Genomic DNA, 15,101 nt, shown 5'->3' with positions numbered 1-15,101 from the left:
CTCAGCCCTCCTTCACGCTGGTCGCGGTGCCCGACGGCGCGGGCCGGTCGGTGGCGGCGGCCGACCGCACGGTGCGGCGCTCGATCCGCTTGGGGACGTCGGTGCCGACCTCGACGACGCGGTGCACGAACACGCCGGGCAGGTGCACGGCGTCGGGGTCGATCTCGCCGGGCTCGACGAGCTCCTCGACCTGCGCGACGCACACGCGGCCCGCCATCGCGGCGAGCGGGGAGAAGTTGCGGGCCGACCGGTGGAACACGAGGTTGCCGTGCCGGTCGCCGCGCAGGGCGTGCACGAGCGCGAAGTCCGTGGTGATCGCGTCCTCGAGCACGAACTCGGCCTCGTCGGCGAACGCGCCGTCGCGACCGCGCGGCCCGACGCCGAACGTGCGCACCTCCTTGGGCGCGCTCGCCTGCGCGACGCCGCCCGCGCCGTCGTACCGCTGGGGGAGGCCGCCCTCGGCGACCTGCGTGCCGACGCCCGTCCGGGTCCAGAACGCGGCGATGCCCGCGCCCCCGGCGCGCAGCTTCTCCGCGAGCGTGCCCTGCGGGGTGAGCTCCAGCTCGAGCTCGCCGGAGAGGAACTGCCGCTCGAACTCCTTGTTCTCCCCGACGTACGAGCTCGTCATCTTGCGGATGCGGCCCGCGCCGAGCAGGACGCCCAGGCCCCAGTCGTCGACGCCGCAGTTGTTGCTCACGACCCACAGGTCGCGCGTGCCCTGGGCGAGCAGCGCCTCGATGAGCGCGATCGGGTTGCCGCACAGGCCGAACCCGCCGACGGCGAGCGACGCGCCGTCGGGCACGTCCGCGACGGCCTCGGCCGCGGACGCGACCACCTTGTCCAGCCCGGTCCCTCGTGGGGACGCGATCGTGGGGCTCATGCCGTGACCTCCTCGTCACTCGCCGGTCCTGTGCCGTCGCTCGTGACGGCGGCCAGGGCCCGCAGGGTCTCGCCCGCGACGGCCTCGACGCCGGGCGGGCTCATGATGATCGTGTAGTGATTGATACCCGCTACGTCGCGGGTGCGCAGCCCCGGCAGCCGCGCGCGCCACGCGGCGAGGTGCTCGGGGGAGTAGAGGGCCTCGGGCTCGTCGAGCAGGCCGCGCGGCGCGCGCAGCAGCACGAGCGGCACGTCGAGCGGGTGGTCGCCCGCGAGCGCGTCCGCGAGCGGCCCGCCCTCGTAGAGCTCGAGCGAGTCGGCGGAGACCGCCGCGCCCGACGACGCCGGTCGCAGCGCGGGCGCCTCGCCCACGAGGTCGTAGTCGACGTACCCCGCGACGACGTCGGCCCACGGCTCCTCCCACGCGCTCGCGAAGGCGGGGTGCGCGCGCCAGAAGCCGCGGTACTCCTCGTGGTCGGCGAACGTGCGCTCGAGGCGCTCGACGGCCGGCCCGAGGAGCGCGCGCAGGACCTCGTCGTGGTCGGCGTCCGGCGGCAGGCCCGCCGGGGGCGGGAGCGGGACGCCGCCGTCGACGAGCACGAGCCGGGAGACGCGGCCGGGGTGGCGGTGCGCGAGCACGACGGACACGAACGCGCCCATGGAGTGCCCGAGCGCGACGACGCGGTCGATCCCCAGCGCGTCGAGGACGGTCGCCAGGTCGTCCGCGTGCGCGCCCATGCCGTACGGGCCGGGCAGGGCGTTGCTGCGGCCGCGCCCCCGCAGGTCGGGCGCGACGACGCGCACGCCCGGCAGCGCCGCGACGACGGCCGGCCACGCGCGGTGCGAGGCCGTGATGCCGTGCACGGCGAGGACGGTCGGGACGGCGTCGTGCGCGGGGTGCGCGCCGCCGTCGGGCCTGACGTCCGGCCCGGGCGCGCCCGGGCCGACCGGGTCCCACACGCCGACGCGCAGCCGCCCGCCCGCGACGGGGACGTCGAGCGTCGCGTAGGTGTGGGTGGCGGCGGTGACGTCGTCCGGCGCGGTCGTCGCCGCGGTCACCGGGCGCTCCAGCCGCCGTCGATCGTCCACGACGCGCCCGAGACCATCGACCCGTCCGGGCCGGTGAGCCAGCCGACGAGCGACGCGACCTCCTCCGGCTCGACGAGCCGCTTCACCGCGGACTCGGCGAGGAGCACGGTCGCGAGCACCTCGGACTCGGGGATGCCGTGCACGCGCGCCTGGTCCGCGATCTGCTTCTCGACGAGCGGCGTGCGGACGTACCCGGGGTTGACGCACACGCTCGTCACGCCGTGCGGGCCGCCCTCGAGCGCCGTCACCTTGGACAGGCCCTCCAGACCGTGCTTCGCCGACACGTACGCCGACTTGAACGGCGACGCGACGAGGCCGTGCACGGACGAGACGTTGACGACGCGCCCGAACCCGCGCGCGTACATGCCCGGGAGCGCAGCCCGGACCAGCAGGAACGGCGCCTCGAGCATGATCGCGTGCAGCAGCCGGAAGTCGTCGGGTCGGAACTCCTCGATGGGGCTCACGCGCTGCACGCCCGCGTTGTTGACGAGCACGTCGACGTCGAGCGTCAGGTCGTCGAGCGCGCGCGTGTCGGCGAGGTCGACGACCCACGCCTCGCCGCCGAGCTCGTCCGCGAGGCGCTTCGCGCCGTCGGGGTCGACGTCGGCGACGGTCACGTGCGCGCCGCGCGCGGCGAGCTCGCGCGCGCAGGCGGCGCCGATGCCGCTCGCGCCGCCCGTGACGAGCGCGCGGCGCCCGGCGAGCGTCGGGGCGGTGCCGGGGAGCGGTGCGGGGACGGTCATCGCGCGTCTCCTTCGGTGTCGGTCGTGGTGGCGGGTCCGCTCCCGGCCGAGGGAGCGGGCCGGGGCGCGGCGAGCGCGCGCTCGATGAACTGCATGGTCTGCTCGAAGACGTGCGGGGGGACCTCGGCGGCCGCGGTGTCGTACGACGGCGGCTCGGCGCCCTCGTCCCAGCGCCCGCCCCACAGGACCCAGCGCATCCCGACGATCTCGCCGATGCCCATGAGCGCCCATGCGGCGACCTCCGGGTCGACGTCGTGGCCGACCTCGCCGTTCGCGCGCGCCTTGTCGAGCCCGGTCATGTAGCCCTCGACGATGCGCGCGTAGTGGCGGCGCAGCGCTCCGGGGGAGACGAACTCGGCCTGCCGCACGATGCGGTAGAGCGCCGGGTGCTCGGCGGTGAAGCGGAAGAACGCCTCGAACCCCGCGCGCTCGGCGGCGAGCCGGGTGCCCGCCTGCGAGCTCGCCTCGATCATCGCGTGCCGCACGCGGCGGTTGAGGTCGTCGACGAGCTCGTCGAACACGTCGATCTTCGACTCGAAGTACAGGTAGAACGTGCCCTGCCCGACGCCCGCGGACTCGGTGATCTTCACGATCGACGCGTCGTGGTACCCGACCTCGGCGAACACCTGCTCGGCCGCGGCGAGGATCTTCGCCCGGGTGCGGTTGCCGCGGGCGGTGCGGGGCTGGGTGCTCATGAGTCCTCCGGGACGGTCGCGCGCTCGGCGAGCGAGCGGCGCGACACCTTGTGCAGCGACGTGCGGGGCAGGGACGGGACGAGGTCGAAGCGGCGCGGGACCTTGAAGTGCGCGAGCTCGCGGCGGCAGAACGCCTCCAGCTCCTCGGCGTCGGTGGGGTGGCCGGCGCGCGGGACGACGAACGCCGCCCCGACCTCGCCCCACCGGTCGTCGGGGACGCCCACCACCGCGACGTCCGCCACCGCGGGGTGGCGGCGCAGCACGGTCTCCACCTCCGACGGCGTGACGTTCTCGCCGCCCACGATGAAGACGTCCTTGAGGCGGTCGACCACGCGGTAGCACCCGTCGGCGTCGCGCTCGACGAGGTCGCCGGTGCGCAGCCAGCCGTCGCGCAGGACGGCGGCCGTGGCGGCCTCGTCGCGGAAGTACCCGGCGAACACCCCCGGCCCGCGGACCAGCAGCTCGCCCGCCGTGGGCCCGTCGAGGTGGCGTCCGGTCACCGGGTCGGCGACGGCGACCTCGACGTGCGGGTACGGCGTGCCGGCGGAGCCGCTGCGCTCGCGGGCCTGGTCGTCGGGCAGGCACAGCACGTTGGGCCCCGCCTCCGTGAGCCCGTAGCCCTGCGAGAGCGCGACGCCGCGGCGGTGCCACGTGCGCAGCAGCGGCTCCGGCATGGGCGCGCCGCCCACGACGGCGTGCCGCAGCGACGACAGGTCGGCGTCCGCGAAGCCGGGGTGCTCGGCGAGGAGCAGGTAGTTCGTCGGGACGCCCATCATCGTCGTGACACGACGCTCGGCGACGAGCTGCAGCACGCGCTCGGGCTCGAACGTGCGCTCCAGGACGACGGTCGCGCCGGTCCACCACGCGAGCAGCGGCTGGATGTTCCACCCGCCCGCGTGGAACTGCGGCAGCACGCTCAGCACGACGTCGTGGCTCGTCAGCTCGACCGTGCGCGAGAGCGAGAGGTTCGTCCAGAAGCAGTTCGCGTGCGTGAGCAGCGCGCCCTTGGGCGTGCCCTGCGTGCCGGACGTGAACACGAGGAGCAGCGGGTCGTCGTCGCGCACGGGCCGGCGCTCCGGCGCGGGACCCTGCCGCGACGGCGGCGGGACGTGCGCCTCGACGCCGCTGCGCCCGAGCTCCGCCCGCCGGGGCGGGCGGCCGAGCCGCTCCGCGTCGAGCCGACGCAGCGGGTCGAGCCGGTCGAACGCCGCGTCCGCGAGGCCGGAGAACTCCTGCTCCACGAGCACGAGCGCCGGGTCGGCCTGCTCGACCTGGGCGGCGAGCTCGCCGGGCGACAGCCGCCACGACAGCGGCGCGAGCACCAGCCCGGCCTGCGCGCACGCGAAGAACAGCACGACCTGGTCGGCGCTGTTGCCCGTGACGGTCGCGACGCGGTCCCCGACGCCGTAGCCCGCCTCGCGGAACGCCGCCGCCAGGGCGCTCGCGCGCTCGTGCAGGTCGCGATAGCGCAGGGTCACGCCGCGGTCGTCGACGGCGACGCGGTCGGGCGTCGCGAGCGCGCGGTCGCGCGTCCAGCGCCCGAGGGTGTGCAGGCCGTCCTGGGCGTCCTGGTGCTGCGTCGTCATGCCACCTCCTCCAGGCGCTCGCGGGCCTCCTCCCGATCCTCCCGCGGGCGGCGGCGCGCGGCGAGGCGCGACGCGGCCCCGGCGATGCCGCCGGGCAGGAACATCACGACGAGGATGAAGAGGGTCCCGAGCAGGAACAGCGGCTCGCTGAGCGGCACGCGCAGCACGGCCGGCAGGTCCGCGACGGCCGCGGAGCTCGCGAGCGTCCCGAGCCGCTGGTCGAGGATCGTGTAGAGGACGCCGCCGACGATCGCGCCCCACCGGGACCCGACGCCGCCGAGCACGACCATGACGAGGAGCGTGAGCGTGAAGTCGGCCGACGTCGCGCGCGGCACGGCCCCCGACTGGAGCAGCAGGTACGCCATGCCGACGACGGTCGCGAGCGTCGCCGCGAGGACGAACACGAGGAGCTTGACGAGGTAGGGGCGCCCGCCGATGACGCGCACGCGCATCTCGTTCTCGCGCGTCGCCGCCGCGACGTGCCCCGCGCGCGACCGCTCGACCCACAGCACCACGAGGTAGACCACGACGAGCACGGCGAGCGCGAGCCAGTAGAGGTTGCGCGTGTTGAGCACGCCCACGAACGCGTCGGGGACGTTCCGGGTCGCGAGCGCGAGGCCCTCCTCGCCGCCGGTCGCGCCGCCGGGGTTGCGGCGCACGAGCACGTTGCCCGCCTGGGCGAACGCGAGGGTGACCATGGCGAACGAGATGCCCGTGACCCGCAGCGAGATGGCCCCGACGACGTGCGCGAGCACGATCCCGCCGACGAGCACGAGCGCCGCGGCGGGCAGGAGCGGGATCTCGGTCGTGTCGAGCACGATCGCGAGCCCGTACAGCCCTGCCGCGAAGTACAGCGCGTGCCCGAAGCTCAGCAGGCCCGCGACGCCGAACAGCAGGTGGTAGCTCAGCGCGAGGGCGCCGATGAGCCAGCACATCGCCATCATCTGGAGCGCGCCGGGCGTGTACGTCGGTCCGGGCAGCACGCCCGGCACGTGGATCGCGAGCAGCGGGAGGCACGCGAGCACCGCGACGAGCGCGACGCCCGCGAGCGCGCGGACCAGCGTGCCCGACGGCGTCCGGCGGTCCGCGCTCTCCGCGCGCGGTGCGTCGTCGGCGGGGGCGGCCGGGGCCGGGGGAGCGGTCTGGGTGGTCATGCGGCTGCCCTCCCGAGGAGGCCGGTGGGACGGACGAGGAGCACGAGCGCGAGCAGGAGCACGACGAGGAGGTCGCCGTAGCCGAGGTAGTAGTTCGCGAACTGCTGGAGCACCGCGACCAGCACGGACGCGACCGCCGCCCCGGTCAGGGAGCCGAGCCCCCCGATGACGGTGACGATGAACGCGAAGATGAGCAGCGACCCGCCCAGGTGCGGCGAGACGTACCCGAAGTACTGCGAGGCGAGGACCCCGCCGAGCCCCGCGGCGGCGCCGCCGACGGCGAAGACGAGCGTGAACGCCTTGCGCACGTCGATGCCGAGCGCGGTGACCATGGACCGGTTCTCGACGCCCGCCCGGATGATGAGCCCGTAGCGGGTGCGCTGGAGGAACAGCACGATCGCGCCGAGCACGAGCGCCGCGGCGGCGATCGCGACGAACCGGTCGTTGGGCACCGGCGCGCCCGCGAGGTCGGTCGTGCCCTTGAGCCACGCCGGGCCGGAGATGAACTCGGGGTCGGACCCCCACATGCCCTCGAACAGCGCGACGGACGCGAGCGAGAGGCCCACCGTGACGAGCACCTGCTCGATGTGCCGCTCGTAGAGCGGGCGGATGAGCAGGAGCTCGGTGAGGGCCGCGGCCCCCGCCCCGACGACGGCCCCGGCGAGCAGCGAGAGCGCGAACACGCCCCACGAGTCCGCGCCGAGCGAGCGCGCGACGAACCAGCCGCCGAAGGCACCGAGCGTGAGGAACGAGCCGTGCGCGAAGTTGAGGACGCCCATGAGCCCGTAGATGAGCGACAGGCCGGACGCGACGAGGAAGTACAGCGCCCCGAGGCCGAGCCCCGTGACGAGGAGGAGGACGATCGTGCTCACCGGGCCACCGCCCCTTCGGTTCCGTGGTGGTCGACCTCGGCGTGGACGCCGAGGAGCTGCTGGACGCGGTCGGGGTCGTCGAGGAGCTCGCGCGCGGGGCCGGTGTGCACGACGCGGCCCGCGTCGATCACGACGACGCGCTCGGCGAGCCGCTCGATGACCTCGAGGTTCTGCTCGACGAGCAGGATCGGCACCGTGCGGGCGGCCTCCGCGAGCGCGTCCGACACCTCGCCGACGATCCGGGGTGCGAGGCCCTTGGTGGGCTCGTCGACGAGGAGCAGGCGGTTGGCGTTGAGCAGGGCGCGCGCGAGCGACACCATCTGCTGCTGACCGCCCGAGAGCGTGCCCGCGCGCTGGGCGGCGCGCTGCACGAGGTCCGGGAAGAGCTCCGCGACGAGCTCGCGGCGCGGCTGGGCGTCGCGCTCGGCGAGGCGCAGGTTCTCCGCGACGGTGAGCCCGGCGAACACCTCGCGGTCCTCGGGCACGTACCCGACGCCCCGGCGCACGATCCTGTCCGTGCGCTCGCCGTCGACGCGCTCGCCCGCGAGCAGCACCTCGCCCCGGCGCTCGATGAGGCCGAGCACGGCCTTGAGGGTGGACGTCTTGCCGACGCCGTTGCGCCCCAGCACCGCCGTGACGCCCGTGGCCGGGACGGAGAACGTCACGTCCTCGACGACCTGCTGGCCCGCGATGCGCGCCGACAGCCCGCGCACCTCGAGGACGGGCACGTCGCTCCCGCTCGCGGGGTGGGCGGTGCTCCTGCTGCTGCCGCTCATGCTGCTTCTCCTGCCGTGACGCCCAGGTAGGCGCTCTGCACCGTCGGGTCCGCCATGACGGCGTCGGGGGTGTCGCACGCGAGCAGCTCGCCGTGGTGCATGACGGCGACGCGGTCCACGAGCCCCAGGACCACGTCCATGTGGTGCTCGACCATGAGCACGGTGCAGCCGATCGCGTTCAGGTCGCGGATGACCTCGACGAGGCCGGGCACGTCGGCCGACGACACGCCGGCCATGGGCTCGTCGAGCAGCACGACGCGCGGCTCGGTCGCGAGCAGCACCGCGATCTCGAGCTTGCGCTTGTCGCCGTGGGACAGGTCGCCCGCGGCGACCTCGGCGCGGCGCACGAGCCCGACGGTCTCCAGGTGCCGGTCCGCCTCCCGCGTCGCGGCGTCGCCGCGACGCGGGAAGCGCAGCACCGACAGGGCGCCGCCGAGGCGCCCCTGCGCGGCGAGCCGCACGTTCTCCCGGACGCTCAGGCGCGGGAACAGGCTCGACGTCTGGAAGGTGCGGCCCAGGCCCGCGCGGGCGCGCGCGGCCACCGAGGTGGTCGTCACGTCCGCGCCCTCGAGGAGCACCGACCCGCTCGTCGGGCGGTGGATCCCCGAGACCAGGTTGAAGAGCGTCGTCTTGCCCGCGCCGTTCGGCCCGATCACGCCGAGCATCTCGCCCTGCCCGACGGCGAGGCTCACGCCCCGCAGGATGCGCGCGCCGCCGATCTGGAGCCCGAGGTCGCGGACCTCGAGCGCGGGGAGGGTGTGCGGCTCGCCCACGTCAGCCCGCCTCGGCCGGCGCGACGTCGTCGCCCGGCACCTCGGCGACGAGCTCGGGCACCCAGCCGTCGCCCTCGGGCACGAGCTTCACCTGGTACATCGGCTGGACCAGCGCGTGGTCGGACGCGCGGACCGTGGTCGTGCCCTTGGGGCCGTCGAAGCTCCAGCCCTCGAGCGCGTCGACCATCGCGTCGACGTCGTCGCCGCCCTCCTCGATCGCGTGGACGATCATCTGCGCGGCGACGAAGCCGTCGGGCGTGAAGAGGTCCGCCTGCTTCCCGGCCTCCTCGACGGACGCGAGCATCGCGGCCTCGACCTCGGTGCCCGCGGCGCCGGGGAAGTAGTGGTTGAGGAAGTCGACCTTGCTCGCCGCGGCGCCGTACGCGCCGTAGGTCGCGACGTCGCCGAGCCCGGTGACGACCGTGGTCGCGTCGAGGACGCCCTGCTGGTCGAGGCCCTGCCACATGGCGCCCGACGTCGCCCCGGCCCACGCGACGAACACGAGGTCGGGCGCGGCGTCGACGATCTGGTGCGCGAACGGCGTGAACTCCGTCGCGTCCTCCGGCACGAGCACGCTCGTCACCTCGGCGCCCTGCGCGCCGAGGACGGCCTCGACCGCGGCGAGGTTCCCCTGGCCGAACGCGTTGTCCTGGGCGAACACGACGACCTTCGCACCGTCCGGGTCCACGAACGTGCCGGCGGTCGCCACGTCCTGGAGCGACTGGCGCCCCGAGCGGAACGTGTAGTCGTTGATGCCCGTGAGCGCGTCGACCGCGGCCGGCCCGGAGATGTAGAGCACCTTGTTCTGCTCGGCCTGCTCGGCGAGCTTGAGCGCCACGCCGGACACGACCGTGCCGCCGAGGATCTGGTAGCCCTTGCCGATGAGGTCCTTGGCCTGGCCGACGGCCTTGTCCGGGTCGCCGCCGTCGTCGTGGAACGTCACGTTGACCGGTCGGCCGTCGACCTCGCCCGTGCCGTCGGTCGCGTAGGCGAGACCGGCCTGGAAGCCCTCGTAGTAGGCCTCCCCGTAGGCCGCGAGCGGCCCGGTCTTGGAGTAGATGATGCCGACGTCGACCGGGTCGGCGCTCGTGCTGCTCTCGCCTCCGGTGCTGCCGCCGCTCGCGTCGGTCGGCGCGCAGGCGGCGAGCGCGAGGCTCGCGGCCGCGAGCGCGGCGACGGCGAGCGCCGGCCGCTGGGACTTCTTCGTCCGCATGACTTCGCCCTTCGTTGGGTGGTCCTGAGGGGGGAGCGCCGCTCAAACATGAGAGGCGATTCAGGTTGCGGGAATCATGGATCCCCGGACGGCGCGGTGTCAACCCGCTCCCGCGCGGTCGGCGGTGGCAGCACGCTGCTCGGGCCTCGGAGACAGTTGACAGGTGATTCAGGTCACACGTAGCGTCCGGTCCGCCCGGGTCCGGCGCGCGACGGTGCGCGCCACGGCGCGTGAAGCGCCGACGGCGACCCGACCTCGACGTGGAGGTTCAGATGGTCAGGCACTCCCTCAGACAGCGCGCCCGCGCCCGCCGGAGCGCCGTCGCGCTCGCGCTCGGCGCGGCGCTCGCCGTCGTGCTCGCCCCGCTCGTCACGGCGCCGGCGACGGCCGCCGGGTCGTGGTCCCAGCGCACCGCCGGCGGCATGACGGTCGAGCTCTACCGCCCGTCGACGGCGCCCGCGCTCCCCGGCGGGCGGGCGCTCATGGTCTCCCTGCACGGGTGCGTCCAGACGTCGCAGGTGCTCAAGACCGGCGGGAACTGGACCGCGACCGCCGACGAGCACGGCATGGTCGTCGCGGTCCCCGCCGCGCCGAACGGCGGCGTCCTGCTCGGCTGCTGGGACTACTACGACACGAACCACAGCCGCACGAACCCCGCCCGGCACGACGACAACCTGCTCGACCTCGTCTCGACGCTGCTGGCGGACACGTCGCTCGGCATCGACCCGGACCAGGTCTACGTCAGCGGCCTGTCGTCCGGCGGCGGCCAGGCGATGGTCATGGGCTGCCTCGCGCCCGACGTGTTCGCGGGCGTGGGGATCGCGGCGGGGCCGACGGTCGGGACGACGTCGGGCCAGATCGGGAGCGTGGCGACGACGCTCGCCCAGGCCCGCTCCACGTGCCGGACCTTCGCCGGGTCGCGCACCGCGGACCTCGCGACCCAGGTGACGTCCGTCGTCCACGGCAGCGCCGACACGACCGTCGCGACCGGGTACGGGACGCTCAACGCCCAGGTCATGGCCGACCTCTACGGGGCCGGGGCCACGTCGTCGTTCTCGCTCGCCGGGCTCGCGGGCACGAACCGGGCGGGCACCGGGTCGCTGTGGTCCGACGCCGCGGGCCCGCGCGTCTCGCTGGTCCAGAACACCGGGCTCGCCCACGCGTGGCCCGCGGGCGGCGGCCCCGGCGGGTCCTACGTCTCGGCGAACAGCATCGACTACCCGGCCTACCTCACCGACTTCCTGTTCGCGAACAACCGGCGCGTCGACCGCGACCCGGGCCCGGGCCCCGACCCGGACGTCACGGCGCCGACGGTCGCGATCACCGCGCCCGCCGCAGGTGCCGCCGTCTCCGGGACGGTCCGCGTGGCGGTCGCGGCGTCCGACGACCGCGCGGTCGACCGCGTCGAGCTGAGCGCCGACGGCGCGGCGCTCGCGACGCTGCGCACCGCCCCGTACGGGTTCGACTGGGACACGACGGCGCTCGCGCCCGGCTCCCACGTGCTCACGGCCCGCGCGGTCGACGCAGCGGGGAACGCGTCGACGGCGCAGGTCACGGTGACGGTCCAGGCGCCGACCGGGCCGTGGTGCGGCACCGCGACGAACGCGCAGCACCGGGCCGCGGGGCGCGCGATCTCCTACGGCGTGCACCCCTACAACCCGTACTACGCGGTGGGCTCGCTCGCGTACCTCGGGCAGGGCGACGCGACGGTCACGACGCTGCGCGAGGCCGCGCCCGGCCGGTTCGAGGTCGCCGCCGCCTGCTGAGCAGGGCGGGCCCGCTCGGGCTAGTGCTCCAGGCGGTCCTTCGGGTCACCGATGAAGTCGGTGACGTCGTCCGGGAGGTCGTCACGGTTCATGTCGTTCGAGCGGGCCCGGCGGGCGTCCCAGCGCAGCGCGAGCGCGGCCAGCACCGCGGCGATCGTGGACGCCGCGAGGATCGCGATCTTCGCGCCGTCGGTGTGCTCGGCGTCGGGGAACGACAGCTCGGCGATGAGGAGCGAGACGGTGAAGCCGATGCCCGCGAGGAACCCGACCGGCAGGAGGTCGCGCACGCCGATGCCGGCCGCGAGCCGCAGTGGCGTGAAGCGCGTGACGAGCGCCGTGACCCCGAGCACGCCCACGAGCTTGCCGACGACGAGGCCGAGGACGATGGCGAGCACGACGGGCTGCGTCAGCACCTCCCCGACGGGCGTCTCGCCGCCCACGATCGAGACGCCGGCCGCGAAGAACGCGAACACCGGCAGCGCGACGCCCTGCGACACCGGGCGGATCGTGTGCTCGAAGCGCTGCGTGCGGGACTCGCGCTCCCCGTGCACCGCGAGCGCGGGGACGGTGAAGCCGAGCAGGACGCCGGCGATCGTCGCGTGCACACCGGACTCGTGCATGAGCGCCCACGCGACCACCGCGACGGGCAGCAGGAGCCACCAGCGGGTGCGCCGCGCGCGCACGAGGACCGCGTAGAGCGCGACGGCGAGCAGCGCGAGGCCGAGGTAGCCCCATCGCAGGTCCGCGGTGTAGAAGATCGCGATGACGACGATCGCGAGCAGGTCGTCGACGACCGCGAGCGTGAGCAGGAACGTGCGGATCGCGACGGGGAGCCCGCGGCCGAACACGGCGAGCACGCCGAGCGCGAACGCGATGTCCGTCGCCGTGGGGATCGCCCACCCGTGCAGGGCGCCCGGGTCGCCCGTGGTCAGCAGCACGGCGACGAAGATCAGGGCCGGCACCGCCATGCCGCCCATCGCCGCGAGCACCGGGACGCCCGCCTGCTTCGGGTTGCGCAGGCTGCCCGCGACGAACTCCTGCTTGAGCTCGACGCCGACCACGAAGAAGAAGATCGCGAGCAGGCCGTCGGCGGCCCACGTCGACAGCGTCAGGTCGAGGTGGAGCGGCGCGGACGGGCCGACGACGGTGCTCGACAGCGTGAGGTAGGACTCGCGCCAGGGCGAGTTGGCCCAGACCAGCGCGAGCAGCGCGGCACCGATGAGGAGGGCGCCGCCGGTCGTCTCGCGGCCGACCCAGCGGCGCAGGCGCTCGCCCGGGGAGGGCGGCGTGGCGCGCGGGGTGGCCGGAGGGCCGGAGGGCAGGGCGGCGTGGGTCATCGTGCTCCCGGGGTCGCTGTCGTGTCGCACGGCCGCGTCGCGGACCGTGGCCGACCAGACTTCCCGGCACACCGCCCACGATTCTACGGGGCGTCGCGCGAGGGCGACGCCCCCTCGCGGTCGACGTGTCCGGCTCGCGGTCCAGTCTCCCGGTGGTCGTCGTGCCGCGCGCGTCAGGACGGGGTGTCCTCGGCGAGGTCGAGCAGCCGGGTGACGGTGTTCCAGTTCCGACCGGTCACCGGGGTCCCGGCCGCCTTCGTGAGGGCGGCCGTCGTCAGCCTCGACCGCCCGACGCCGTCGGGGTAGGCGACGTAGAGGACGCCGTTCGCGACGGCGGCGCGCTCGGTCGTCAGCCGCGGCCCGAGCGCGCCGGCCGCGTCCGGGTCGACGGGCTCCTCGCCCACGTGGACCAGCAGCCCGGCCGGACGCTCCTCCGCGTCGTCGGGCAGCGGGTTGCCGCGCACGATCTTGCGGAGGCGCTCGGTGGTGAGCACCGCGACGGCCGCGTCGACGCCGAAGCGGTCGGCGACGCCGTCGTGCAGGAGGCGCGCGACGTCCGCGGGCGACGCCGCGCCGGACGACCCCGGCCCGACGACGAGGTTCCCGCTGTTCACGACCGTGCGGGCGCGCGCGAGCCCGAGTTCGCCCGCGAGGTCGCGCAGCGCGGTCGACGGGACCTTCCGCCCGCCCACGTTCACGGCGAAGAGCAGGCACACGTACGCCGTCACGACGGGGCCCCCGGGCGGCGCTGGGACCACGGCGCGGCCTCCTCGAGGCGCGCCGCGAGGGCCAGCAGCAGGGCGTCGTCGCCGTGTTCCGCGCCGAGCATCACCCCGACGGGGATGGTCGCGGTCGACCCGTCGGGGTCCGTGACGCGCGCCTCGCCGAGGGGGAGGGAGACCGCGGGCCGCCCCGTGAGGTTCCAGACGCTCGTCCAGGGCGTGAACGCCGTCTGCGCGGCGAAGTCGGCGGCCGGGTCGTCGTCGTCCCGCTGGCTGCCGACGAGCGCGGGCGGCTGCGCGAGCGTGGGGGAGAGCACGACGTCGACCCCCGACCACGCGGCGGCGACCTCGCGCGTGAGCTGCTGCACCCCGGCGAGCGCCGTCGCGTACGCGAGCCCGCTCACCGCGCGCCCGCGCTCGCGCAGCCACCGCGTGAGCGGCACGAGCAGGTGCTCGCGCTCCGGCGGGACGGGCGCCTGGAGCGCGCCGACGGACCACAGCGCCGCGAACGCGTCCCAGCGCTCGGCCCCGAACGGGGGCGGGATCTCCACGACGTCGTGCCCGAGCCGGACGAGGAGCTCCGCCGCGGCCCGGGCGGCGTCGGCGCACGCGGGGTGCACGGGGGCGCCGGCGGCGATCACGGGCTCCAGCAGCAGCCCGACGCGGAGCCGCCGCCCGTCCGGTGCGGCGCCGAGGCGCGCGGTGAACGTGTCGCCGGGCCAGGGGCGCGCGAGCACGTCGAGGAACGCCGCGGTGTCGCGGACCGACCGGGTGAGCACGCCGTGCGTGGCGAGGCCCGCGCCGTCGACCCCGTACGGGCCCGGGCTCACGAGCCCGCGCGACGGCTTGAGCCCGACGAGCCCGCACGCGCTCGCGGGGATGCGCAGCGAGCCGCCGCCGTCGCTCCCGTGCGCGACGGGCACGACGCGCGCCGCGACCGCGGCGGCCGCGCCCCCGCTCGACCCGCCCGCTGACCGTGCGAGGTCCCACGGGGTGCGGGCGGTCGGTCCGACGTCGGGCTCGGTGTAGCAGGGGAGGCCCAGCTCCGGGGTCGACGTCTTGCCGACCATGACCGTGCCCGCGCGGCGCAGGAGCGTCACGACGCCGTCGTCGGACGGCGGCAGGAACGGGTCGATCGCGGCCGAGCCGGCGCGCATCGGCACGCCCTCGACCATCGTGAGGTCCTTGACCGGGCAGGGGACGCCGAGGAACGGCGGGAGGTCGTCGTGGGGACCGGCGCGGCCGTCGCGCCGCGCCGCCACGAGCGCGTCCTGCGCGGCGAGGGCCTGCGTGCGCGCGAGGTCCGGGGTGAGCACGGTGAAGGCGCCGACGTCCGCGCCGACACCGGCGGCGGCGTCGAGCGTCGCGTCGAGCACCTCGACGGGGGAGACGTCGCCGGCGCGCAGTGCTCCGGCGAGCGCGGTCGCGTCGAGGTCCAGGAGCTCGGGGGCGCTCATGGCTCGTGAACCTACGCGCGCCGCCGCGCCGGCGCGACC

The 15,101-nt window shown here is 75.5% G+C and carries 14 protein-coding genes; 1 reads left to right on the top strand and 13 read right to left on the bottom strand.

Annotation, left to right across the window (positions count from 1 at the left end; translation table 11 throughout):
* Position 1: 1 nt before the first annotated feature.
* Genes ACZ4MO_RS04140 through ACZ4MO_RS04095 form a run of 10 tightly spaced genes read right to left on the bottom strand, consistent with a single transcriptional unit; the run spans position 2 to position 9,780 of the window.
* Positions 2-880 carry a 3-oxoacid CoA-transferase subunit A gene (locus ACZ4MO_RS04140; protein ID WP_175007979.1) on the bottom strand — a complete coding sequence of 293 codons (879 nt, stop codon included), beginning with the start codon at positions 878-880 and terminating at the stop codon, positions 2-4.
* A complete protein-coding gene (locus ACZ4MO_RS04135; RefSeq protein WP_175007980.1) occupies positions 877-1,938 on the bottom strand; it encodes an alpha/beta fold hydrolase in 1,062 nt (353 codons plus the stop codon). Before ACZ4MO_RS04135 ends, ACZ4MO_RS04140 begins: the two co-directional genes overlap by 4 nt.
* Positions 1,935-2,711 carry a 3-hydroxybutyrate dehydrogenase gene (locus tag ACZ4MO_RS04130; RefSeq protein ID WP_175007981.1) on the bottom strand — a complete coding sequence of 259 codons (777 nt, stop codon included), beginning with the start codon at positions 2,709-2,711 and terminating at the stop codon, positions 1,935-1,937. The genes ACZ4MO_RS04135 and ACZ4MO_RS04130 overlap by 4 nt, the downstream gene beginning before the upstream one ends.
* Positions 2,708-3,406 carry a TetR family transcriptional regulator gene (locus tag ACZ4MO_RS04125; protein WP_175007982.1) on the bottom strand — a complete coding sequence of 233 codons (699 nt, stop codon included), beginning with the start codon at positions 3,404-3,406 and terminating at the stop codon, positions 2,708-2,710. Before ACZ4MO_RS04125 ends, ACZ4MO_RS04130 begins: the two co-directional genes overlap by 4 nt.
* Complete coding sequence (locus tag ACZ4MO_RS04120; RefSeq protein ID WP_175007983.1) at positions 3,403-4,992, bottom strand: AMP-binding protein; 1,590 nt, start codon at positions 4,990-4,992, stop codon at positions 3,403-3,405. The genes ACZ4MO_RS04125 and ACZ4MO_RS04120 overlap by 4 nt, the downstream gene beginning before the upstream one ends.
* Complete coding sequence (locus ACZ4MO_RS04115; protein WP_175007984.1) at positions 4,989-6,146, bottom strand: ABC transporter permease subunit; 1,158 nt, start codon at positions 6,144-6,146, stop codon at positions 4,989-4,991. The genes ACZ4MO_RS04120 and ACZ4MO_RS04115 overlap by 4 nt, the downstream gene beginning before the upstream one ends.
* On the bottom strand, positions 6,143-7,018 hold the full coding sequence (locus ACZ4MO_RS04110) for a branched-chain amino acid ABC transporter permease (protein WP_074809188.1): 876 nt from the start codon (positions 7,016-7,018) through the stop codon (positions 6,143-6,145). The genes ACZ4MO_RS04115 and ACZ4MO_RS04110 overlap by 4 nt, the downstream gene beginning before the upstream one ends.
* Positions 7,015-7,794, bottom strand: coding sequence for an ATP-binding cassette domain-containing protein (locus tag ACZ4MO_RS04105; RefSeq protein WP_175007985.1), 780 nt, complete (start codon positions 7,792-7,794; stop codon positions 7,015-7,017). The genes ACZ4MO_RS04110 and ACZ4MO_RS04105 overlap by 4 nt, the downstream gene beginning before the upstream one ends.
* Complete coding sequence (locus ACZ4MO_RS04100; RefSeq protein WP_175007986.1) at positions 7,791-8,567, bottom strand: ATP-binding cassette domain-containing protein; 777 nt, start codon at positions 8,565-8,567, stop codon at positions 7,791-7,793. The genes ACZ4MO_RS04105 and ACZ4MO_RS04100 overlap by 4 nt, the downstream gene beginning before the upstream one ends.
* A gap of 1 nt (position 8,568) precedes the next feature.
* Positions 8,569-9,780, bottom strand: a complete 1,212-nt coding sequence (locus tag ACZ4MO_RS04095) for an ABC transporter substrate-binding protein (protein ID WP_175007987.1) — start codon at positions 9,778-9,780, stop codon at positions 8,569-8,571.
* A gap of 272 nt (positions 9,781-10,052) precedes the next feature.
* Between ACZ4MO_RS04095 and ACZ4MO_RS04090 the strand changes: the two genes are divergently transcribed.
* Positions 10,053-11,546 carry an extracellular catalytic domain type 1 short-chain-length polyhydroxyalkanoate depolymerase gene (locus ACZ4MO_RS04090; protein WP_186810348.1) on the top strand — a complete coding sequence of 498 codons (1,494 nt, stop codon included), beginning with the start codon at positions 10,053-10,055 and terminating at the stop codon, positions 11,544-11,546.
* Positions 11,547-11,566: 20 nt separating this feature from the next.
* Here the strand turns inward: ACZ4MO_RS04090 and nhaA are convergent, their stop codons facing one another.
* From nhaA to ACZ4MO_RS04075, 3 genes are all read right to left on the bottom strand, one after another.
* Positions 11,567-12,883, bottom strand: a complete 1,317-nt coding sequence (gene nhaA, locus ACZ4MO_RS04085) for a Na+/H+ antiporter NhaA (protein ID WP_175007988.1) — start codon at positions 12,881-12,883, stop codon at positions 11,567-11,569.
* A 173-nt stretch (positions 12,884-13,056) separates the two neighbouring features.
* Positions 13,057-13,641, bottom strand: a complete 585-nt coding sequence (locus ACZ4MO_RS04080; RefSeq protein WP_175007989.1) for a DUF1697 domain-containing protein — start codon at positions 13,639-13,641, stop codon at positions 13,057-13,059.
* The gene (locus ACZ4MO_RS04075; RefSeq protein WP_175007990.1) at positions 13,608-15,062 is read right to left on the bottom strand and encodes an amidase family protein; all 1,455 of its coding nucleotides are present in this window, start codon (positions 15,060-15,062) and stop codon (positions 13,608-13,610) included. Before ACZ4MO_RS04075 ends, ACZ4MO_RS04080 begins: the two co-directional genes overlap by 34 nt.
* Positions 15,063-15,101: the final 39 nt, after the last annotated feature.

The sequence above is a fragment of the Sphaerisporangium cinnabarinum genome (genome assembly GCF_055567015.1).
Note: the sequence above shows the minus strand (reverse complement) of the source record. Positions and strands in the feature narration are given on the sequence as shown.

Excerpts from the sequence above, each read along its gene's own strand:
- ACZ4MO_RS04075 (WP_175007990.1), bottom strand. The coding sequence starts at position 15,062 with ATGAGCGCCCCCGAGCTCCTGGACCTCGACGCGACCGCGCTCGCCGGA.
- ACZ4MO_RS04125 (WP_175007982.1), bottom strand. The coding sequence starts at position 3,406 with ATGAGCACCCAGCCCCGCACCGCCCGCGGCAACCGCACCCGGGCGAAG.
- ACZ4MO_RS04090 (WP_186810348.1), top strand. The coding sequence starts at position 10,053 with ATGGTCAGGCACTCCCTCAGACAGCGCGCCCGCGCCCGCCGGAGCGCC.
- nhaA (WP_175007988.1), bottom strand. The coding sequence starts at position 12,883 with ATGACCCACGCCGCCCTGCCCTCCGGCCCTCCGGCCACCCCGCGCGCC.
- ACZ4MO_RS04105 (WP_175007985.1), bottom strand. The coding sequence starts at position 7,794 with ATGAGCGGCAGCAGCAGGAGCACCGCCCACCCCGCGAGCGGGAGCGAC.
- ACZ4MO_RS04140 (WP_175007979.1), bottom strand. The coding sequence starts at position 880 with ATGAGCCCCACGATCGCGTCCCCACGAGGGACCGGGCTGGACAAGGTG.
- ACZ4MO_RS04115 (WP_175007984.1), bottom strand. The coding sequence starts at position 6,146 with ATGACCACCCAGACCGCTCCCCCGGCCCCGGCCGCCCCCGCCGACGAC.
- ACZ4MO_RS04130 (WP_175007981.1), bottom strand. The coding sequence starts at position 2,711 with ATGACCGTCCCCGCACCGCTCCCCGGCACCGCCCCGACGCTCGCCGGG.
- ACZ4MO_RS04120 (WP_175007983.1), bottom strand. The coding sequence starts at position 4,992 with ATGACGACGCAGCACCAGGACGCCCAGGACGGCCTGCACACCCTCGGG.
- ACZ4MO_RS04095 (WP_175007987.1), bottom strand. The coding sequence starts at position 9,780 with ATGCGGACGAAGAAGTCCCAGCGGCCGGCGCTCGCCGTCGCCGCGCTC.